Below are 21,227 nucleotides of genomic sequence, written 5' to 3'. Positions count from 1 at the left end.
CATGAAACGCTTGCTTATCGCCTTGCTGTTGACCTGCGCCAATGCCCAGGCCGCCATGGGCCCGTTCGATGTGTATGAGCAGGCCCTGCGCAATGATCCGGTATTCCTGGGCGCCATCAAGGAGCGCGACGCAGGCCTGGAAAACCGCACCATCGGCCGCGCCGGCCTGCTGCCCAGGCTGTCCTATAACTACAACAAGGGCCGCAACAACTCCCAGGCCACTCTGCCGGACGGGCGCGGCGGCAATTATCACGACGACCGCAGCTACAACAGCTACGGCTCGACCTTCAGCCTGCAACAGCCGCTGTTCGACTACGAAGCCTACGCCAACTACCGCAAAGGCGTGGCCCAGGCGCTGTTCGCCGATGAAAGCTTTCGCGACAAGAGCCAGGCGCTGCTGGTGCGGGTGCTGAGCTATTACACCCAGGCGCTGTTTGCCCAGGACCAGATCGACATTGCCCGCGCCAAGAAGAAGGCATTCGAGCAGCAGTTTCAGCAAAACCAGCACCTGTTCCAGCAAGGCGAGGGCACGCGCACCGATATTCTCGAAGCCGAGTCGCGCTATGAGCTGGCGACGGCCGAAGAGATCCAGGCGCTGGATGAACAGGATGCTTCGCTGCGTGAACTGGGCGCATTGATTGGCGTACAGAGCGTCAACATCCACGACCTCGCGCCGTTGAACCAGGATTTCGCCGCGTTCACCCTGGCACCGGCCAGCTACGACACTTGGCATGAACTGGCGATCAGCAATAACCCCACGCTCGCGTCCCAACGCCAGGCGCTGGAAGTGGCGCGTTATGAAGTGGAACGCAACCGTGCCGGGCATTTGCCCAAGGTCACCGCCTATGCCAGTTCACGCCAGCAGGAGTCTGACAGCGGCAACACCTACAACCAGCGCTACGACACCAACACCATCGGGATTGAAGTCAGCCTGCCGCTGTATGCCGGTGGCGGCATCTCTGCCTCCACCCGCCAGGCTAGCCGCGCCATGGAGCAGGCCGAGTACGAATTGGAAGGCAAGACCCGCGAAACCCTGATCGAACTGCGTCGGCAGTTCAGCGCCTGCCTGTCGGGGGTGAGCAAATTGCGCGCCTATCAAAAGGCCCTGGCGTCAGCGGAAGCGCTGGTGGTGTCGACCAAACAAAGCATCCTCGGCGGCGAGCGGGTCAACCTTGATGCGTTGAACGCCGAGCAGCAGCTCTACAGCACGCGCCGCGACCTGGCCCAGGCGCGCTACGACTATTTGATGGCCTGGACCAAATTGCATTACTACGCGGGTAATTTGCGCGATACCGACCTGGCCAAGGTCGACGAAGCATTTGTATCGAGCGCCAGACCATAAATAGCTCAAAGTTGGTTCGCTGAAGTCATATATATATGCAAAGTTGATGCAGTGGGTGCAAGCGTAGACGTCAGCCACATTGTATTCACCCTGCCATCGAACGGTGTGGGTAGTGCCACGGGCGTTGCAGTTAAAGGGTGGATTCAGTCTTCCGTGACGCAATTCGTAATGCCCGACCTGTAATCGGCGCCGAGACAGGAAGACTTACTGGAAGTTGTTCGGGAAAATTCAAATAGTTGTCAAAAAGTTTCGCCGGATTGTCCTGGAAATGTCCTTGTGTTCGACGTTTTAAACTATGGCGCAATCTTGAAGGCATTGATGTTTTTCAAAGCGGTGATCACTCGGAGTTATAATAATGAAAAAAGTAATGCTCAACACTACACTTAGCCTTGCCGTAGCTATGGCAGCTTCCCACGTCTTCGCAAGTGGCTTTGCCCTAAACGAACAAGACGTCGCTGGGATGGGGATAGGTTTCGCAGGCCGCTCTTCATCTGCTGATAATGCAAGCACTGTTTATGGTAACCCCGCCGGTATGGCTCGCCTGCAAGGCCAGCAGGTTACGGGCGGTGTTGCATTCATCGACGGGTCTACCGATATCAAGGACACTGGGGGGCGTTCGTCGGGCAGCAACAAAGGTGACATGGTGCCTTTGATCGGAGTCCCGTTCGGCTTCTACACCAACAGACTTAACGACCAGTGGGCTATCGGCTTCGGCGTTTACGCTCCATTCGGCTTGAAGACAGATTACGAAAACAGTTTCCAAGGCCGTGCTTTTGGTAGCAAGAGCGAAGTGTCGGTTATTACCTTCCAACCGACCGTCAGCTACGCCTTCAATGACAAGGTTTCGATCGGTTTTGGTCCGACTATCAATCGGATTGTCGGCGACCTTGAGTCTCGGCCAAGTCTGGCATTGTTACCGCTCCCAGGGCTCGCCGGCACCGGAGACAGCAAGGTTAAAATCAAAGGTGACGACACAGCTCTTGGCTTCAACGCCGGTATCCTGGTGCAAGCCACTGACACAACGCGGGTCGGCCTGACTTACCACTCGAAGGTGAAATACAAGCTCGAAGGCCATACTGAAGTGACGCCTGGAACCCGAGTTCCAGCTGCTTACCTGCGTGCAGGCCGTTACGATGCTTCGTTGAAAATTGACACCCCTGAATCGTGGGATGCCTCGGTCACTCAAGACCTTAGCGATGCCTGGAAACTGTATGGCGGTGCGACTTGGACTCGTTGGAGCCGCCTCAAAGAGATTACAATCAACAACGAAGGTGTGACTACAGCGAACGGCGCACTCGCACCTCGAATCGTCGGTCAGATTTTAGAACCACAGAACTGGCATGATACTTGGGCTTACGCTCTGGGTACCTCGTATCGACTCACTAAACAGGTTGTTGTGCGCACCGGCCTGACCTTCGACCAGTCACCCACCAACAATACTGACCGTTCGCCACGAATTCCTACCGGTGATCGAACCATTTTCAGCTTGGGCTTGGGCTACGCCGTGATGGATAATATGACCGTAGACCTGGCTTACTCTTACCTCAAGGAAGAACCGGTCAAGATCAAAAGGGCTAACGCTTTGGGTTCGTCCTACAACGCCAAGTACGAAAACAGCTCCAACGGTTTCGGCCTGGGCATAACGTATAAGTTCTGATCCAGCGCACCCACAAAAAGCCCCGCTCTCCTGCAAGGGAGGCGGGGTTTTTTCAGTGGTGCACTGGCGCGCGCTAGATACGACCCAACGGCTTTTGACCGGCAGCGTGTCAATCAGCGGTTAATAAATATTAAGGCTTGAGCTGCAAGCGGTTTAGTTCGCACGCTTACTGTGCTTAAGATTCAAACGACTTACGTTTTCAAGCGTGAGGTGCGTAATGGATGCAGTGAGAAAGCGGCATCAGCGCTCATTTGCGACGTATACGCGGTGCCACGCCGGTCAGATGCTCGCGCACACACGCCCACGCTTTGTGAAGGCTGTTGCGCAGTGATACGGCATCAAGGGACATGATGCGTAATGAAACCCCGCAATCGTTGGGCAACGCGCTGACACCCAAGTAGCTGTCGGGGTGAGTGGGCAGGGCATTACGCAAGGCTGTTTTCAACGCTTCGACAGGTAAGCCCTGACCCACAAGCATAAATGTCGCCAGGGTCTGGAAGGTATGACTGACGCCCGGTAATTGCCGCAGTAGGTCTTGCCCGCTCAGCGCCAGGCGATCGCCGGCCAGTAAGCGGCCTGCCGAGCAGCGCACTTCCAGGTCGGCGCGGTAGAAATCGAAGAGGCCTGCACTGTCTTGAGGAGTGTGCAGGCAAAACGCGTCGCACAGCATCACCCTGGCGCCTGGGTGCAGATTCACCCTTACCTGACTGTGCAGTTTTGCCTGGGGAAACAGGATCGTCGCCATTGGCAGGTACTCCAGTAGTGCTCCGCGTTCGGCGGTAAGGCTGACGGTCTGGCGTGCCGATTGCTCGAGCATGCTGTGCGCTACCGTCGCTGCGCCAGTGCTGACATGGACTTGAGTGTCCGGCCCGGCATGCAGGTACATCTGTAAATCCTGCCCTGCGAAAATCCCGCCCGAGCACGACTGCACATACACGGCGGCCATGCCTTTCGGGTCATCCGGCAGCTTGAGCGTACGGCCCAGATGAAAGGGATAGCCTACCTGCTGCTCGCTGATGTAACTGGCTCCCGACGGCGCTTTGCTGAAGGCAATCCGGGCCTGTACCTGCGACGATGCCTTGGGTGGGCCACTCAACGGTCGAAACAGCTCCTGCGACGCGTTCATGGTCGGTCAAACAACACGGCACGGCTGATGGCGTCGACTACCGCGTCGACCCCGTCACCCGTAGCGCAGTTGGTGAACAGCACGGGCCGGCCGTTGCGGGCTTCGGCTGATTCGCGACGCATGCGTGGCAGATCAACGCCCACATAGGGCGCCAGATCGTATTTGTTGACCACCAGCAGATCACAGCTCAATACGCCAGGCCCTCGTTTGCGCGGGATGTCATCGCCGCCGGCGACATCAATGACAAAGATCCAGTAATCCACCAGATCCAACGAGAAGGTCGAGGCCAGGTTATCGCCGCCGGACTCAATCAGGATCAGGTCCAGGTTCTCGAATCGCGCTTCCAGTTCATCGGCCATTTGCAGGTTCAGCGTCGGGTCTTCACGGATCGCCGTGTGCGGGCAGGCGCCGGTTTCCACCGCGAGCACCCGTTGTGGGTCGATCAGGCCGCTGCGCTGCACCCGTTCGGCGTCCTCGCGGGTCGCCAGGTCGTTGGTGATGATGGCCAGCTCGGTGCCGCGTGCGATGAAGCGCGGAATCAGTTGCTCCAGCAGGCGTGTCTTGCCCGAACCGACCGGGCCGCCGATCCCGACGCGCGCGGCACCGGGATGGGCTTGCGGCTGCGTTACGGCATTGAATGCAGTGCTCATTATCAGGTTCCTTTTATTGGCTGTGATCAGCGCAGCATGTAACGCTGGGCCAAGGGCACTTCGCTGACCGGCTCGCAGGTCAGGCGCTCTCCGTCGGCGTACACATCGAAGGTCTGAGGGTCGACGCGAATGTCCGGGCAGGCGTCGTTGTGCAGCATGTCGGACTTGCGCAGCGTGCGGGTGCCGAAGGCCGGCAACAGGGCTTTTTTCAGGCCCAGCTTCTCGCCGGTATTGGCCTCCACCGCGAGGCGGTTGACGAAATTCACCGACAACGCCTGTTTGGCGTCACCAAAGGCCCCCCATTGCGGGCGCATGATCAGCGGTTCGCAGGTGTACAACGAGGCTGCCGAGTCGCCCATCACGCCGTGCACGATAAAACCACCCTTGACCACCAACTCCGGCTTGATGCCAAAAAAGGCCGGGCGCCACAGCACCAGGTCAGCGATCTTGCCAGGCTCCAGCGAGCCGATGTAACTGTCGATTCCGAACACCCGCGCAGCGTTGATCGTGTACTTGGCGATGTAACGCTTGATGCGTTCGTTGTCGCCCAATGCAGTTTTTTCTTCCGGCAAACGACCGCGTTGCTCTTTCATTTTCGAGGCCAGTTGCCAGGTGCGGCAGATCACCTCGTTGATGCGCCCCATGCCCTGGCTGTCGGAGCCGAGGATCGAAATCGCCCCGGTGTCGTGCAGGATGTCTTCGGCGGCGATGGTCTGCGGACGCACCCTGGATTCCGCGAACGCCACGTCTTCCGGCACGTCCGGATTGAGGTGATGGCAGACCATGATCATGTCCAGATGCTCGTCGAAGGTGTTGACGGTGTACGGATTGGTCGGGTTGGTCGAGGAGGGGATGCAGTTGGATTTTCCCGCCACGCTGATGATGTCCGGGGCGTGGCCGCCGCCTGCACCTTCGGTGTGGTACATGTGGATCGTGCGGTCACCGATGGCGGCCAGTGTGTCTTCGAGAAAGCCCGATTCATTCAGCGTGTCGGTGTGTAGTTGCACCTGGAAGTCGTATTTATCGGCCACCTTGAGGCAGGTATCGATCACGGCAGGCATCGCGCCCCAGTCCTCGTGGATCTTCAACCCCAGGCAACCACCACGCAGTTGGCCGAGCAGCGATTCCGGCTTGCTGGAATTGCCCCTGCCGAGAAAGCCGAAATTGATGGGCCAGGCTTCAGAGGCCTGCAGCATCTTGCCGACGTTCCATTCGCCGCCGCAGTCGATCCCCACGGTGATCGGCCCGAGCGAGCCGCCGATCAGCGTCGTCAGGCCCGCCGCCAGCGCGTGATCGCAGAGTTGCGCGGAGTCGAAATGCACGTGCACATCGATCCCGCCGGGCGTAATGATCATGCCTTCAGCGTCGCGCACGGTGGTTGCGACGCCGCAGATCAGCTGCGGATGGACACCGTCCATGACCTGCGGATTGCCGGCCTTGCCGATGGCCACGATCTTGCCGTCCTTGATGCCGATGTCGCCTTTGACGATGCCGATCACCGGGTCGATGATCAGCGCGTTGCAGATCAGCATGTCCAGCGCGCCGTCTGCGCTGTCATGCCCCGGCATCAGGCCCATGCCGTCGCGCAGTGTCTTGCCGCCGCCGTGCAGGCATTCATCGCCGGGTACCGAGTGGTCGAACTCGACCTCGGCCAGCAGCGAAGTATCTCCCAGGCGCACGGCGTCGCCGGTGGTGGGGCCGTACATCGCGGCGTATTCCTTGCGGGTCATCGTTGCCATGGGTCACGCCCCCTTGAACTGTTGGGCGCGTGCCCGTTCGAGCGCGATGGCCTTGCAGGCCGGATCGTGCAGATTGCCATTGGTCAAACCGCTGAAACCGTGGATGTCGCCCGTGCCGCCGAATTGCACCAGCTGCACTTCGCGCAGCTCCCCCGGCTCAAAACGCACGGCAGTGCCGGCTGGAATGTCCAGGTGCATGCCGAAGGCGTCGGCGCGCGGGAAATCCAGCGCTTTGTTGACTTCGAAAAAGTGGTAGTGACTGCCGATTTGCACCGGCCGGTCGCCGGTATTGATGGCCCGTACGGTAGTCGTAGGGCGACCGCTGTTGAGCTGTATGTCGCACTCGGGCGAGATGATTTCGCCTGGCGTCGGCATGACAGCCAACGGCAACTGCCCCGGTCGAATCGGCTGATGCACGGTGACCAGTTTGGTGCCATCGGGGAACGTACCTTCCACCTGCAGCACCGGCAGCAGATCGGCCACGCCAGGCATCACATCGTCAGTGTTGAGGAGCGTCGAGCCGAAACCGATCAGCTCGGCCACGCTGCGACCCTCACGGGCGCCTTCGAGTATCTCATCGGCAATCAGCGCCGAGGCTTCCGGAAAGTTCAGGCGCAGCCCTTTGGCGCGGCGTTTGCGCGAAAGTTCGGCGGCGGTGTACAGCGTCAGCCGCTCAAGTTCGGTGGGCGTCAGCAGCATGTTCAAGCTCCTGTGTCGGCAGCAGGCATTTTCGTGCCCGTCACCTCAATTGGCGAAAAGACGGAGGTCCTGGATTTCGTGACGCATCACGGCGATCTCGGCCATGGGGGTAAAGCCGCTGGCGTCGTCGAGGACGAGCGGTTCCTGAGCCAGCAGTTGCAGCAGCAGGGGCTGGATGTCCGTGAGCACCCGCTGCGCATCCACATGCCCCATGACGCCCAGGCGCACAGCGGCGCTGACCAGTCCGGTGCATAACCCATGGGCGGCAGCGAGTTGGCAGTGATCGAGTTGCATGCCGAGTCGTTTCCACAGCAGCCCCTGCAGCACCGGCAAATGCCCCGGCGTTGCTCGGGCGAGCACGTGTTGCTGGTAAGCGGCCGCGCCGGGTGTACCGAGCGCGACATGCACGCCCAGCAACGATTGGCCAACGCGACGTGAGCCCTGGCGCAGTTCCTCTGCCAGGGTCAGAGCCTCTATCTGACGGTCCAGGTCCATCACGGTGGCGACGTCAGTTGCTGCGTGCCAGGCGGCGTACAGAAACACCCGGTCAAAACTGTTCCAGCGATGGCGTAACTGCCCTTCGACGAAGGCCCGTACCTGAACGCTGCGATCATTCTGCAGGCTGCGCTGACGGCGCCTGACAGGGACTGGGTCGGTCATCGCGGCGTGCTGCCCCAGGCGTGCATCGGCCACCAGCGTTTCCAGCCCCCACGACCACGCCACCGCGCCACCGGGGAAAAAACTGTCTGCCTGTTGCAGCGCCAACAGGCTGCTGCGCAACTCGGCCGGTGCGGCGCTCATAGGCGCAGCACCCGGCCGTCCGCGAGCATCGGTGCCAGGCGCTCAAGGTAATCAGCCTCCGGGCCATTCAGCGGGATCTGCAACGTAGTGCCTGCAAAGCGCACGGCCCAGTGCATGTTGCCGGCGAAATACCCCAGTTCCAGCGCGGCGGCAGCGTCCCGCGGTTGCAGGTCGAGAAAGTGCACGTCCTGCATTTGCACGACGATGGCGCGCTGACCGTCGAGCATCAACACCGAGCCGTTACGCAGTTGCTGATGGCGCTCCAGCCGTATCGCACAGTCGGTGCCGCGATCACTGGCAAGGCGCAGGCGGTGGCGCTGAATGTCGCTGGCCGACAGGCTGAGCGTTTCGACCTGGCCTGCATGGCTGAGGTCATGCAAACGGTCGGCGAGGGCAGGGTCGCTGGCCTGGCCCAGAATGCGGTCAAGGATCAACATGGTGTGTGCTCCCAGGTCCGGTTTCAGATAGTCAGGTAGCGCAGGATGCGCTCGCGGTCGACGGTTTCCCGGACCTCACTGTGCACGAACTCGCCTTTCTCGATGATCAGGTACCGGTCGGCCACCGCCATCGCAAACGACAGCACCTGTTCGGAAACGATCAGCGAAAACCCCCGTTCTTTTTTCAGCAGGTTCAGGGCGCGGGCGATGTCCTTGATGATCGAGGGCTGAATGCCCTCGGTCGGCTCATCCAGGATCAGCACTTTGGGGTTGGAGACCAACGCACGGGCAATCGCCAGCTGTTGTTGCTGGCCTCCGGAGAGGTTGCCGCCTTTGCGTCGGCGCATCTCGAACAGCACCGGGAAGTACTCGTAGATGTAGTCGGGAATCGATGCGGCTGGGGCGCCCTGCATGCCTGTGAGGATGTTTTCCTCCACCGTCAGGTACGGAAAAATCATCCGCCCCTGCGGCACGAAGCCCACCCCGGCGGCGACTCGCTCATAGCTCTTGCTGGCGCTGAGTTCCTGGCCCGCCAGCGTGATGCTGCCGCTACGTGCCGGCAGCATGCCGACCAGGCTTCTGAGCAGGGTGGTCTTGCCCATGCCGTTGCGGCCCATGATCGCCAGGGACTCGGCAGGTGCGAGGGTCAGGTCGAGATTGCGCAGCACATGGCTGTCGCCGTAATACACGTTCAGGTTATTGACGGTCAGCATGCTCAGTGCCCCAGGTAGACGTCGATGACGCGAGGATCGTTTTGCACCTGATCCATCGAGCCGTAGGCCAGGGTCTTGCCCTGGTGCAGGACGGTGACTTTGTCAGCCACTGACTTCACGAACTCCATGTCGTGCTCGATGATCACCATGGCGCGGCCCTTGGCGATGCGCTTGAGCAGGCCGGCGGTCTTTTCCCGCTCGCCTGCGCTCATGCCGGCAACCGGCTCGTCCAGCAGCAACAGTTCCGGGCGTTGCATCAGCAGCATGCCGATCTCCAGCCACTGCTTTTGCCCGTGGGACAACAGCCCGGCTTTGCGCCCCAGTTGGTCTTGCAGGAAAATCATCTCGGCGGTCTGCTCGATCTCTGCTTGAAGGGCCGGGTCTTTGCGGGCGAACAGGCAGTTGAAAATGCCGCGTTTGCCAGGCGATGAGATGTCGAGGTTCTCGCGCACGGTGAGGTCTTCATACACCGAAGGGTTCTGGAATTTGCGCCCAACGCCTGCGCGGGTGATCTGGTACTCGATCATGTTGGCCAGTTGCAGGTCCTTGAAACGGATACTGCCGGCGCTCGGACGGGTTTTGCCGCAGATCATGTCAAGCAGGGTGGTCTTGCCTGCGCCGTTAGGACCGATCACTACGTGCACCTGGTTTTCTTCGACATAGAAATTAAGGCTGTCCACGGCCTTGAATCCGTCGAACGACACCGTGAGGTCTTCGACACTCAGCAACAGGCCGCTCATGACTGCACCTCTTGTTTGTTGTGGCCAAGGCGTTGCAGCAAACCGGCCAGCCCGGTCGGTAAGAACAGCACCACGCCCATGAACAGAAAACCGATGAAGTACTGCCAGAAGTTGACGAAATTTTCCGACAGATAAGTCTTGGCCACGCCAATCAATAGCGTGCCGTACACCGCACCGACCAGCGACAGACGCCCGCCAAGGGCAGCGTAAATGACGATTTCGGTCGAGGGGATGATGCCCACCAGCGACGGCGACGCAAGGCCGACCTGCAGGGTGAACATCACCCCGCCGAGCGCCGAGATCAGCGCCGCCACGGCAAAGATGAATGCTTTGAACAGCGCCGTGTTGTAGCCGGAAAACCGTACGCGGTCCTCGCGGTCACGGATCGCCACCACTACTTTGCCCAGCCGGCTGCGCAGGATGAACCCGCACAACGCCACGCAGCCCAGCAGCAACAGGCTGGTGATCAGGTACAGAATCCAGGGCGTCTGAGGCGTTTGCAGGCTCAGGCCAAAGGCGGTCTTGAAGTCGGTCAGGCCGTTGACCCCGCCGGTGTAGCCTTGCTGGCCGATGATCATGATTGACATGATCGCTGCCAACGACAGGGTGATGATCGAGAAGTACACGCCGCCTACGCGCTTCTTGAAGTACGCGTAGCTGAACACAAATGCGAGCAATGCCGGGAGGATGAGGATCGCCGCAAAGGTGAATGTCGCTGACTCGAAAGGTTTCCACCACCAGGGCAGAGCGTCGACGCTGTTCCAGATCATGAAGTCCGGCAACGCCGAGCCGTAGAAGGCGGCGAGCGCGCTCGCCGCTTCGTCGGTGGCCGTGGCTTCCAGTTTCAGATACATCGCCATCATGTAGCTGCCAAGGCCAAAGAAGATGCCCTGACCCAGGCTGAGTATCCCGCCGTACCCCCAGATCATCACCATTCCCACGGCGCAAAACGCCAGGCTCAGGTATTTGCCGGCCAGGCCCAGGCGAAAGTCGCCCAGGCTCAGGGGCAATATCACCAGCAACAGGAGCGACAGCCAGATCAGGCTGTGGCGCTCGAGCAATGGCAGCAACCCGGCGCGCAGCCGGCGCGGGGTCGGCGTCGAAGTGCTGGAACGGGTGAGGGGCGTCTCAGTCATATCGTTCATCTCAGCGTCTCACTTTCGCGGCGAACAGGCCGTTGGGGCGGAAGAACAGCAGCACGATCACCACCAGCAGCGTGATGGCTTTGGCCATGGAGCCGGTGGTGAGGTACTCCAGCGAAATCTGCGTCTGGCCGATGGCGAAGGCCGACAGAAAGGTGCCCAGCAAGCTCTCCACTCCGCCAAACACCACGACGATGAAGGTGTCGACCAGGTACTGCTGGCCGCTCACCGGGCCGGTCGAGGCCAGCATGGTGAACGAGCTGCCGGCGATCCCGGCCAGCCCGCAGCCCAGGGCAAAGGTGACCGCATCGACGCGGGCAGTGTTGATGCCGGCCGCCCCGGCCATGGCGCGGTTCTGAGTCACCGCGCGGATACGCAAACCCCAGCGGCTGCGGTACAAAAACAGAAACACGGCGCCGGCGATGACCAGTGTCAGGCCAATGATGAAAATCCGGTTGAGCGGCAGTTCCAGGCCTTCGCTGATCTTCCAGGCACCTTGCAGCCATTGCACCGTGGGCACGCTGACTTCCTTGGGCCCGAAGACCTGGCGGAACACCTGCTGCAGTACCAGCGAAAGGCCCCAGGTGGCCAGAAGCGTGTCGAGCGGGCGGTTGTACATGAAGCGAATAAAGCAGCGTTCGAGCAGGAAACCAAACGCGAAGGTCACGACGAAGGCCACGCCGATGCCGATCACGAAATACCAGCCCATGTAGTCGGGAAAGTAGCGCGCAAACACAACCGACGTGACGTAGGTCATGTAAGACCCCATTGCCATCAACTCGCCGTGGGCCATGTTGATGACACCCATCAGGCCAAATACGATGGTCAGCCCCAGGGCCATCAGCACCAACACCGAGAACAGCGAGAACCCGCTGAAGACCTGCATCACCAAAATATCGAAAGTCATTGCGTCGCTACCTGTCGCTGCACGTTGGCGGACCGCGTGGGCGGGAGAGGGCGCGAGTCAGATCGCGCCCGACCCTGCATCACAGTTTCGGGAAAGGGTTGGGCTCGATGGGCGCAGACTCGTAGATCACGTCAACCTGACCCTGGGCGTTGATGGTGCCGATGCGCGCGCGCTTCCACAGGTGGTGGTTGTCCTTGTGCACTTTGACCTCGCCTTCAGGCGCGTCTAGGGTCAGCTCCGAGGACGCGGCGATCACGGCCGGGACGTCGAAACTGCCGGCTTTTTCCACGGCTTTTTTCCACAGGTACACGGCGGTGTACGCGGCAGCCATTGGGTCGCCGACCACGCGTTTCTCGCCATAGCGGGCCTTGAAGGCGGCGACGAATTTCTCGTTGACCGGGTTTTTCAGGCTCTGGAAGTAGCTCATGCACGTGAGAAAGCCGGTGAGGTTTTCGGCGCCGATGCCGGTGACCTCTTCCTCGGTGACGGCCAGCGCCATCAGCGTCTGGTTGCTGCTGTCGATGCCCGCGGCCTTGAGTTGTTTGTAGAACGCCACGTTTGAGCCACCGACGATGGTCGACAGCACGATGTCGGGCTTGGCGGCCTTGATTTTGTTGATCACCGAGGAGAACTCGATGTTGCCCAGGGGCAGGTAATCCTCACCCACGATGGATCCGCCCTGTTTGGTCACCGACGCCCGCGCCAGCTTGTTGGTGGTGCGCGGCCAGATATAGTCGGAGCCGACGAGGTAGACGGTCTTGCCTTTGTTGGCCATCAACCAACTGACGGCGGCCAGGGTTTGCTGCGATGCTTCCGCGCCGGTGTAGATGATCGCCGGGGATTTTTCCAGGCCTTCATAGAACGTCGGGTAATACAGCAACGCCTTGTTGCGTTCGAACACCGGCAACACCGCTTTACGCGACGCTGAGGTGTAGGCGCCGAACGTAGCGACAACGTGATCGTTTTCCAACAGCTTGCGCGCCTTCTCGGCGAAGGTCGGCCAATCGCTGGCGCCGTCCTCGACGATCGGTTCGATGGTCTTGCCGAGCACGCCACCACTGGCGTTGATTTCGTCGATGGCGAGTTTTTCCGCATCCACCACCGAGGCCTCACTCATGGCCATGGTGCCGGTGAGCGAGTGGATGATGCCGACCTTCACGGTGTCGGCTGCCTGCACCTGACTGACCAGGGAAAACGGCAACAGGCTGAAGGCGCCCAGCAGCAGGGCATGCTTGATCAAACGGCGTTTGTCGTTGTGCATTCACTTCTCTCCAGGAATAAAAAAAGCCCGACATCCCGGCTAAATCAATAGTCGGGAAATCAGGCTTCTTGTGCCGAATCTGGCGGGACAGCTGTGTCCGATCCAGTCGTACGCGAGGTGCTTCCCTACCTGCCAAGGGGGCGTAGGGCAAACAGCTGGCGCGATGTCTCAGGAGAGTTATAGCAAGGGCAGTGCCAATTGCGACCAAGGCGCTTTCCGGGCAGTTGAAGGCGGGGACGAGTGACTTGTGCATCTATTGCCGAGTGTTACCGGGCTGCGCTGCTTTGGCGCGAATGCAGCATAAATGCACCAATACCGTGAGTGTCTGGGCGGCATGAGTTGGCTCCAAGGCAAGGATTGAACCCGGCCTGCGCCACGCGTGCAGGTCGCCCATTGCGGGTGGCCCACTATCTGCATGAGCGCAAGGCAACACCCTCGCAGGGTCCCTTGTCACACGCCCATCCTCGGCAGGTGTGGAAGGCCCCTCGCATGACTGGCCCTGACAGTGTTGTCGCGCCAGCCCCAGGCACAACCCGCCTGAGAGCAGCCGTTGCGTTATACGGCGTCTCGCTCAATCATTTTTTGCACAGGCCTCCAGACCCCCATCCACGCGCGGGTGTCTTTTCTCACGTTGAACAAGGTTTATAGGCATGGTTGACCAGTCGATCCGCATAGGCGGTCTGTTTTCCGATACCGGTGTCACGGCGGCTGCCGAGGGCTCGACGATGCGCGGCGCGCAGTTCGCAATTGCACAGATCAATGCGGCAGGCGGAGTCGATGGTCGCCCGCTGCAGTTGATCACCCGCAACCCCGATTCAACGCCTGCGCTGTACGCCATGCACATCGAAGCGCTTATCCGCGAAGAACACCTGCGGTTTTTCTTTGGTTGCTACACCTCGGCGGCTCGTAAGGCGGCATTGCCGATTGTTGAGCGTTACGACGCGCTGTTGCTGTACCCGGTGTATTACGAAGGTTTCGAGTATTCGCGCAATATCATCTACACCGGTGCTACACCGAATCACAATGCGTTACCGCTGGGCAATTACATGCTCGACAACTTCGGCAATCGCGTGTTGATGATCGGTTCCGAATACGTCTACCCGTACGAAACCAATCGCTTGATGAGCGACCTGTTGTACGAGCGTGGCGGCACCAAGCTGGGCGAGTATTACCTGCCGCTGAAAAACGCACGTCCCGAAGATTTTGCCAAGTTGATGGTCAAGGCCAAGGAGCTCAAACCCTCGTTTATTTTCTCGACGGTCGTTGGCGAAACCATGGGGCATTTGTACCAGGCCTACGCCGACGCAGGCTTTGACCCGGCAGTGATGCCGATTGCGAGCCTGACGACCAGCGAAACCGACATCAAGCAAATGGGGGTTCATCTGGGCGCAGGGCATATTTCGGCGGCTACGTATTTTCAGTCGGTGGACACGCCGACCAACCGCCAATGCATCGCCCAATACCGCGAGTTGTTTGGTCAACACCAGGTCACCGACCGTTGCTGGGAGGCGGCGTACTTTCAGGTGCACTTGCTGGCCAAGGCGATCGTCAGAGCGGGCAGCACTGAAGTGGAGGATGTGCTGCAGGCCATGCGCGGGCTGGAATTCGAAGCGCCACAAGGACGCATCCGGGTTGATGCCAACAATCACCATACCTACCTGTTTTCGCGGATCGGCCGGGCCAATGTCGAGGGCCAGTTCGACATCCTTTACGAGAGCCAGGGTGCACTCAAGCCTGACCCTTATGCCATTGCACCCAATTTCAATGAATGGTCCGGTTCGGTGGGGAGACGTCCATGACCTTGCGCGCCGCCAAGAAACGCCTGCGCAACGACGGTGCCGGGGGCATCAAGGACCTGCGCGACGTCAGCGTATTGGTGATGCACCCCGATGACGATGATGGGCGCAACCTGATCGAACAGTTGCAGCGCATCGGTTGTCAGGTGCGTGTGCAATGGCCGATTCCGGAGCGCTTGACTGCCGAGGTTGACGTGATCGTGTTGGCGGTGTCGCCGGAAAGCCTGTCGACCAATACGCCTTGGCTGCTGCACGCCAGCACGCCGCCGATCATTCCGGTGATTGCCTATGAGAACCCGATCATCGTCGAGGCATTGGTGCAACTGAACGCTTGCTCTGTCATTCCTTCGCCAGTCAAGTCGTTCGGTTTGCTGACCGCTTTGGCAATCACGCTCAGTCAGTCACGCAAGGCTCGTGAACGGGAAAGGCACGTCAAGCGCCTGGAAGGGCGCATGGCGGTAATGCGCACCGTGCAGCAGGCCAAAATAATCCTCATCGAAACCAAGGGCATGTCAGAGACCGATGCCTATAACGCCTTGCGGGATCAAGCCATGGCCAAGCGCGAACCGGTGGAAAAAATCGCCGAAGCGCTGGTCAAGGCCCACGAGTTGTTGCGACAAGCCTGTTCCTGAACAGCCTTTGAGCATCAAGCCAGTGAGGGCTTGATCCTCTTCTGCGTGGACGTTTGCCATACGCCTCCCTTGGCAGGTATGGATCACCGCGTGGCGACCGGCGTGGACAATGGAGTCCTCCGGAGCGAGCCGTAACCTGTGCATTGGGCACTGCCGGTTCGAGTCAATGATCGCCCGATATCGGGTGGTTCTTAACGTCACTTGGAGAACACCATGTCCGTAAAACGCCCCAGTAAAGCTGATTTTCTGATTGCCGCCGAAGACCACGGTTATCACCTGACGGATAGCCAGATGGAGGCATTCCTCAACCTGGCCGACGAAACATTGAACTCCTATGAAACCATCGATGCGCTGTACGCCGCCAACGTCGCGCAGCAACCGCCTGAGCGCGAATACAGCAAAGCCGCCGAGGCAGACAACCTGCACGGCGCGTGGTACGTGAAAACCCGAATCGTCGGAGCCGCGCAAGGACCACTCGCCGGCAAGACCGTGGTCATCAAGGACAACGTGTCGGTGGCTGGCGTCCCCATGGCTAACGGCTCATTGAGCCTGGACGGTTATATCCCATCCGAAGATGCCACCGTGGTCAAACGCTTGCTGGCGGCCGGGGCCACGGTGGTCGGCAAGTCGGTATGTGAAGACCTGTGCTTTTCTGGAGCAAGTTTCACCTCCGCCAGTGGCCCGGTTAAAAACCCGTGGGACTTGACGCGCAATGCAGGCGGCTCGTCCAGCGGTAGCGCGGTGCTGGTGGCGCTTGGCCAAGTCGACATGGCCATCGGCGGCGATCAGGGCGGCTCGATCCGGATGCCGTCAGCCTGGAGCGGCATCGTAGGTCACAAACCGACTTACGGCCTGGTGCCTTACACCGGGGCGTTCCCGATTGAGCGAACCATCGATCACGTGGGCCCGATGGCCAATAACGTGCGCGATGTGGCAGTGATGCTCGACGTCATTGCGGGGGTCGACGGGCTTGATTCGCGGCAGAAAAATCCGCCGGCGGTTAACTGCCTCGCGACACTGGAGCAGGGCGTTAGCGGCTTGAAAATCGGCGTGCTGCGCGAGGGCTTTGCGATCCCGGGAATGTCCGAGCCGCAGGTGGATGCACTGGTCAAGGCGGCGGTCGCCCAGCTTGAAAGCCTGGGCGCCAGCGTCGGCGAAGCGAGTGCTCCGTGGCATACGGGCGTGGCTTTGGATCTGTGGAACGTGATTGCCACTGACGGCGCGGCGTATCAGATGCTGCAGGGCAATGGTTATGGCATGAACGTCGACGGTTATTACGACCCGGACATCATGAGTTACTTCGGCGAAAAACGCCGTGAACACGCCGACGCGTTGTCCAGCAGCGTGCGAGCGGTCGCGTTGACCGGTCACTACAGCCTGAAACACCTGCATGGCGCCTACTACGCCAAGGCACGGATGCTGGTACCGGAGCTGACGCGCCAGTACGACGAGGCATTCAAGGATTTTGATGTATTGGTAATGCCCACCATGCCGTTCGTAGCCACGCCGTTGACCGCGGCGGATGCGCCCGTCGAGGAGTACGTACGCAGTGCGCTGGACATGCTCGCCAATACCGCACCGTTTGACCTCACGGGGCACCCCGCGACGTCGATCCCGGCGGGGCTTGCGGACGGGTTGCCGGTAGCCATGATGATCGTCGCCCCGCGTTTCCAGGACGCCCTCGCGTTGCGCGTTGCTCAGGCCTACGAACAGGCCCGTGGCACCTTCCCTAAACCCCCGGTGCTGTAAACCTATTGTCTGCCCATGCGCCGGCAAATACGTTTGCTGGCGACTGGGTTTGGTGACTGACCCAAGGAGCCTTTCATGAGAAAAATTCAATCTGCGCGTGTGATTATTTGCACTGCACTTTGTGTAATGCCGGCTTTGGCATTTGCCCATCCCGGCCATGATGAGTCAGGTCTGATGGCAGGTGTGACTCACCCGTTGACCGGAATTGACCACCTGTTGGCGATGTTTGCAGTGGGGTTGTGGGCTGCGCAGCAGAAGGGCAGTGCCAGGTGGAAGTTGCCGGTGGCCTTTGTGAGCTGCATGTTATTGGGTGGATTGTTGGGTTTTGACGGGTTTTCGGTGCCATATCTGGAAAACGGTATTGCTGCCTCGGTACTTGCCTTGGGTTTGCTGGTTGCCGTAGCTGCGAGTCCGCCGATGGCTGTCAGTATCGTCATCACCGGGCTGGCCGGGCTGGCGCACGGCATTGCCCATGGCATTGAATTACCGCAGATGGCCAGCCCTGCGTGGTATGCCGTCGGGTTTGTCGCAGCGACATCGGCGTTGCACGCAACCGGCTATGGCTTGGCGCGATGGACGCCAATCGGTGGCGCAATGCTCATTCGCACTGTCGGCCTGTTTTCGGCTGGCGCGGGTGCTCTGTTACTGGCGTTTTAAGTTCCTTTCTTAAGCTAGAGTACGCCAGCAGTACAACCCGCTAATGAGACCCGGTTGGCGATGGGTAGGACCCGATAGCCTGGCTTGGAGTGTGCTTTTTTGTGCTCTTGATACCCATTGAAAATGGATCCGGAATTGAGTCTTTTCTTGCTCCGGCAAGAAAAGAAACCCCTTGGATTTCAATGGGTCGGACACCCGATGCGAGTCCCGTTTCCCGCTCTGAATATTAAGAAAAAGCCACTCAATCGAGTGGCTTTTTTTTGCCTGTGCTATAGGGAATAGACGCTTCGGCGTCATTTTTCATTTCTGCGGGAAATCACTGGAATCTTCCCGGCAGCCAACTCACCCGTTGCCCTGGCGGCTTAATCTTGCGCAACGGCCTCGCGCACGAAGTCTTCATAGGTGCGCAGCGGGTGCCCGATGAGGGTCTGCAGCTTTTCTAAGGTGCCTTGGGTTGATTGCATGCCGAAGGTCTGGATACCCGCCATCATCAGGGCCATGTCATACGCCAGCCAGGTGGGGCCATACGACGCCAGTTGTCCTTCGAAAGCGGTCAGGTCATCACCTCCGTAGGCGATCTCGCGGCCCAGAGCAGTACTCCAGATGGCCGCCACGGATGCACCGGTGAGCGCTTGCGGCCCCACCAGCTCCAGCGTTACGCGCTCCAGCGCCGAGGGTGCCTTGTCGCGGCGCAGCAGCTCTGCAACCGCCACGTCAGCGATATCGCGTGCGTCAATCATCGACACGCCCGCCGCGCCGATCGGCATTGGGTAGACCGAGTAGCTCTGAATAGTCTGTTGGACCCTGCGGTCGTTTTGCATGAAGTAGGCCGGGCGCAGAACAGTGGCAGGCAGGTCGAGGCTCTCGATCATGCGCTCAACCGTATGCTTGCCGGTGAAGTGCGGGACATTGGTGAATGTGTCGGCATGAATCACCGACAGATAAACGATGCGTTCGATACCCGCCTCACGCGCCAGGTTCAGGGTGATGAGGGCTTGAGTGACCTCGTCGGGCGTCACGGCATTGAGCAGGAACAGGGTGCGCACCGACGCGAGCGCAACGCGCATCGACGCTACGTCAGTGAGGTCGGCGACCACTTCGGTTACGCCGGCCGGGAATTCCTGCTTACCTGCCTGGCGCACCAGGGCTTTGACCTCGGCGCCCGCGCCGGCAAGGCCTTGAGTGACCAGTGAACCGATGGTGCCCGTGGCACCAATAACCAGAATGCTCATGTTTGAAACTCCTGCATGGGATGTTGAGTGGATCAGCGAGTGAAATCGGCAACGACCTTGCCTGTCCGTGAAACGGTGCGATTGCGTTCGATTGCCTTGGGGATATCAGAGAAGCCAACGACGTCGCCGATCCTCGACTGCAGCGTGCCGCTGGCGACCTCCCTGGCGAGCTTTTCCAGCAATTGAGGATCAGGTTTATTCATGAACCAGAGGCTTCGGCGATTCGCCGGCGTTCGGGCAAGAATGTCGGGCGATGATGTGCCGACCACCACGCCGTCCGGCGCCAGCACGTGCCACGAGCGGTCCAGTACCTCACCGCCGACGTAGTCGAGCACCAGGTTTATATCCCGCACGAGGGTTTCGAAGCGTTGAGCGTGGTAGTCAAAGACCCCATCGGCACCGAGGCTGCGCACGTACTCCAGGTCTGCAGTGCCCGCCGTTGCGAAGACTTCGGCGCCCGCACGCTTGGCGTACTGCACGGCATAAGCGCCTAGCCCTCCGGCTGCGCCGTGAATCAGTACGCGCTGACCCGCAACGAGCGGCCCTGCGTGATGCAGGCTGTTCCAGGCCGACACGGCTGCTACAGGCATGGCGGCGGCCCGCACGTCGTCAAGAGTCTCGGGGGTTGGGGAAAGGCTCGCTTCGCTGACGGTCACAAACTCGGCGTACGCGCCCAGTCCGCCCATCGCTCCCATGACACGCTCGCCAACACTGAAGCGAGAGGCTCCCGGCCCCACCGCATCGATCACGCCGGCCATCTCGGCGCCCAGCACGATGGGCAATGGCAGCGTAAAGGCATTGCGCAGATGACCTTCGCGAACCTTCCAGTCGATGCCGTTCACGCCGGCGGCTCGAACCCGAACCCGAACCTGGCCTTGCTCGGGCGCCGGCTTCTGGATTTCGGCAATCTGTGCGGCGTCCGCACCGCCGTAGGCCCGGATCAGTACAGCGTGTTGAAGGGTGCTCATTGGGATGCCTCATCTCGTATTCCGATGAGGAGAAACTAATCCGTTGCACTTACAAAACAAAGACCACAAAATCCATACACATCGTTTCAGATATGGAACAGCATGAACCTTAATGCCTTGACTGATTTCATCCTGGTTGCCACTCATTCGGGGCTGGGCAAGGCCAGCCGTGCGAGTGGTATCTCCAAAGCCACTTTGTCGCGGCGAATCTCTGACCTTGAGGAACAACTGGGGGTGAGGCTGATCGAGCGCAGTGCGCGGGGTCTGAAGCTCACCGAAGCCGGTGAGGCGTTGATGTCTCGAGCCGAGGGCCCGCTGAGTGAAGTGACTGAAGCCATGACCGCAGCACGTGAAGGCGTTTCAACGCCTCGCGGGCGTCTGCGAGTCGCCGCGCCGATTCTGTTCTCGCAGCTCGCGATGGGGCGTATTGGCGCCGAGTTCTGTGCGGCCTACCCGGACGTCTTCATTGAGGTCGTGTCGGAGGATCGAATGGTGGATCTGGTGGAGGAACAGTTTGATGTCGCCATTCGAATCAACCCCAGCCCGGACAGTAGCCTGGTCGGACGTTGCTTCGCCAAGGACCGGCTGATAGTGGTGGCGGCGCCGGAAATACTCAGGCCGATGCCCGGCGCGATCAGATCCGTTCCCGCTATCGTGACGTCGACTTTCCAGCCTGCGCATTGGAGCCTGGATGGCGGGCAACTGGTCCTGGAGCCGATCCCGAAAATGCAATTCTCTTCGCTGCTGATGGTGCGTGATGCCGCTGTCGCCGGTGGCGGTGCAGCCCTCATCCCACAGTCCATCGCCTGGAACCAGCTGGCCCGCGGTGAGTTGGTTCAGTGGGGCACGGTGTCCGGTGTAGAGCCGGCGCTGTGGGTCTTGCACACCTCCAGGCGGCTTGCGGCGCCAAAGGTTCGCGCATTCGTCGACTTCATGTGTGATCGCTATTCGGACATGTCGCTTGTTCTCAGGGGGTAGA

General features: G+C 60.1%; 20 protein-coding genes. 7 read left to right on the top strand and 13 right to left on the bottom strand.

Annotated features, from left to right (window positions below):
- Window position 1 precedes the first annotated feature (1 nt).
- Together LRS56_15455 and LRS56_15450 are read left to right on the top strand one after the other, a co-directional pair.
- On the top strand, window positions 2–1,342 hold the full coding sequence (locus LRS56_15455; protein ID WDU60322.1) for a TolC family outer membrane protein: 1,341 nt from the start codon (window positions 2–4) through the stop codon (window positions 1,340–1,342).
- A 355-nt stretch (window positions 1,343–1,697) separates the two neighbouring features.
- Window positions 1,698–2,999: an outer membrane protein transport protein gene (locus tag LRS56_15450; protein WDU60321.1), complete on the top strand. Its 1,302-nt coding sequence runs from the start codon at window positions 1,698–1,700 to the stop codon at window positions 2,997–2,999.
- Window positions 3,000–3,246: 247 nt separating this feature from the next.
- On the opposite strand, the gene LRS56_15445 is transcribed toward LRS56_15450, so the two are convergent.
- The 11 genes from LRS56_15445 to urtA form a co-directional block, all read right to left on the bottom strand.
- Window positions 3,247–4,125, bottom strand: coding sequence for an urease accessory protein UreD (locus LRS56_15445; GenBank protein ID WDU60320.1), 879 nt, complete (start codon window positions 4,123–4,125; stop codon window positions 3,247–3,249).
- Window positions 4,122–4,775 (bottom strand): urease accessory protein UreG, encoded by a 654-nt coding sequence (gene ureG, locus LRS56_15440; GenBank protein ID WDU60319.1) that lies wholly within the window; start codon window positions 4,773–4,775, stop codon window positions 4,122–4,124. The genes LRS56_15445 and ureG overlap by 4 nt, the downstream gene beginning before the upstream one ends.
- Window positions 4,776–4,801: 26 nt before the next feature.
- Complete coding sequence (gene ureC, locus LRS56_15435) at window positions 4,802–6,514, bottom strand: urease subunit alpha (GenBank protein WDU60318.1); 1,713 nt, start codon at window positions 6,512–6,514, stop codon at window positions 4,802–4,804.
- A gap of 3 nt (window positions 6,515–6,517) precedes the next feature.
- Window positions 6,518–7,213, bottom strand: coding sequence for an urease subunit beta (locus LRS56_15430; protein WDU60317.1), 696 nt, complete (start codon window positions 7,211–7,213; stop codon window positions 6,518–6,520).
- A gap of 45 nt (window positions 7,214–7,258) precedes the next feature.
- On the bottom strand, window positions 7,259–8,014 hold the full coding sequence (locus LRS56_15425) for an urease accessory protein UreF (protein ID WDU60316.1): 756 nt from the start codon (window positions 8,012–8,014) through the stop codon (window positions 7,259–7,261).
- On the bottom strand, window positions 8,011–8,451 hold the full coding sequence (gene ureE, locus LRS56_15420; protein ID WDU60315.1) for an urease accessory protein UreE: 441 nt from the start codon (window positions 8,449–8,451) through the stop codon (window positions 8,011–8,013). The genes LRS56_15425 and ureE overlap by 4 nt, the downstream gene beginning before the upstream one ends.
- Before the next feature lie 23 nt (window positions 8,452–8,474).
- On the bottom strand, window positions 8,475–9,164 hold the full coding sequence (urtE, locus tag LRS56_15415; GenBank protein ID WDU60314.1) for an urea ABC transporter ATP-binding subunit UrtE: 690 nt from the start codon (window positions 9,162–9,164) through the stop codon (window positions 8,475–8,477).
- 2 nt (window positions 9,165–9,166) lie between these two features.
- On the bottom strand, window positions 9,167–9,904 hold the full coding sequence (urtD, locus tag LRS56_15410) for an urea ABC transporter ATP-binding protein UrtD (protein ID WDU60313.1): 738 nt from the start codon (window positions 9,902–9,904) through the stop codon (window positions 9,167–9,169).
- Window positions 9,901–11,049, bottom strand: a complete 1,149-nt coding sequence (gene urtC / locus LRS56_15405; GenBank protein WDU60312.1) for an urea ABC transporter permease subunit UrtC — start codon at window positions 11,047–11,049, stop codon at window positions 9,901–9,903. Before urtC ends, urtD begins: the two co-directional genes overlap by 4 nt.
- A gap of 1 nt (window position 11,050) precedes the next feature.
- Window positions 11,051–11,953 (bottom strand): urea ABC transporter permease subunit UrtB, encoded by a 903-nt coding sequence (gene urtB, locus LRS56_15400; protein ID WDU60311.1) that lies wholly within the window; start codon window positions 11,951–11,953, stop codon window positions 11,051–11,053.
- A 79-nt stretch (window positions 11,954–12,032) separates the two neighbouring features.
- A complete protein-coding gene (gene urtA, locus LRS56_15395) occupies window positions 12,033–13,214 on the bottom strand; it encodes an urea ABC transporter substrate-binding protein (protein WDU60310.1) in 1,182 nt (393 codons plus the stop codon).
- A gap of 650 nt (window positions 13,215–13,864) precedes the next feature.
- Here urtA and LRS56_15390 point away from each other — a divergent pair.
- The 4 genes from LRS56_15390 (at window position 13,865) to LRS56_15375 (ending at window position 18,048) form a co-directional block, all read left to right on the top strand.
- Complete coding sequence (locus LRS56_15390) at window positions 13,865–15,013, top strand: transporter substrate-binding domain-containing protein (protein WDU60309.1); 1,149 nt, start codon at window positions 13,865–13,867, stop codon at window positions 15,011–15,013.
- Entirely contained in the window at window positions 15,010–15,642 is a 633-nt protein-coding gene (locus LRS56_15385; GenBank protein WDU60308.1) for an ANTAR domain-containing protein, read from the top strand. The genes LRS56_15390 and LRS56_15385 overlap by 4 nt, the downstream gene beginning before the upstream one ends.
- Before the next feature lie 213 nt (window positions 15,643–15,855).
- Complete coding sequence (locus tag LRS56_15380; protein WDU60307.1) at window positions 15,856–17,391, top strand: amidase; 1,536 nt, start codon at window positions 15,856–15,858, stop codon at window positions 17,389–17,391.
- Between the two features lie 75 nt (window positions 17,392–17,466).
- Complete coding sequence (locus LRS56_15375; protein WDU60306.1) at window positions 17,467–18,048, top strand: HupE/UreJ family protein; 582 nt, start codon at window positions 17,467–17,469, stop codon at window positions 18,046–18,048.
- A 362-nt stretch (window positions 18,049–18,410) separates the two neighbouring features.
- Here the strand turns inward: LRS56_15375 and LRS56_15370 are convergent, their stop codons facing one another.
- Together LRS56_15370 and LRS56_15365 are read right to left on the bottom strand one after the other, a co-directional pair.
- Window positions 18,411–19,280 carry an NmrA/HSCARG family protein gene (locus LRS56_15370; GenBank protein ID WDU60305.1) on the bottom strand — a complete coding sequence of 290 codons (870 nt, stop codon included), beginning with the start codon at window positions 19,278–19,280 and terminating at the stop codon, window positions 18,411–18,413.
- A 32-nt stretch (window positions 19,281–19,312) separates the two neighbouring features.
- Window positions 19,313–20,248 carry an NADP-dependent oxidoreductase gene (locus tag LRS56_15365; protein WDU60304.1) on the bottom strand — a complete coding sequence of 312 codons (936 nt, stop codon included), beginning with the start codon at window positions 20,246–20,248 and terminating at the stop codon, window positions 19,313–19,315.
- A 102-nt stretch (window positions 20,249–20,350) separates the two neighbouring features.
- Here LRS56_15365 and LRS56_15360 point away from each other — a divergent pair, with 102 nt between their 5' ends.
- The gene (locus LRS56_15360) at window positions 20,351–21,226 is read left to right on the top strand and encodes a LysR substrate-binding domain-containing protein (protein ID WDU60303.1); all 876 of its coding nucleotides are present in this window, start codon (window positions 20,351–20,353) and stop codon (window positions 21,224–21,226) included.
- Window position 21,227: the final 1 nt, after the last annotated feature.

The sequence above is a fragment of the Pseudomonas poae genome (assembly GCA_028869255.1).
In the GTDB taxonomy this organism is placed as follows: domain Bacteria; phylum Pseudomonadota; class Gammaproteobacteria; order Pseudomonadales; family Pseudomonadaceae; genus Aquipseudomonas; species Aquipseudomonas poae_C.
Note: the sequence above shows the minus strand (reverse complement) of the source record. Positions and strands in the feature narration are given on the sequence as shown.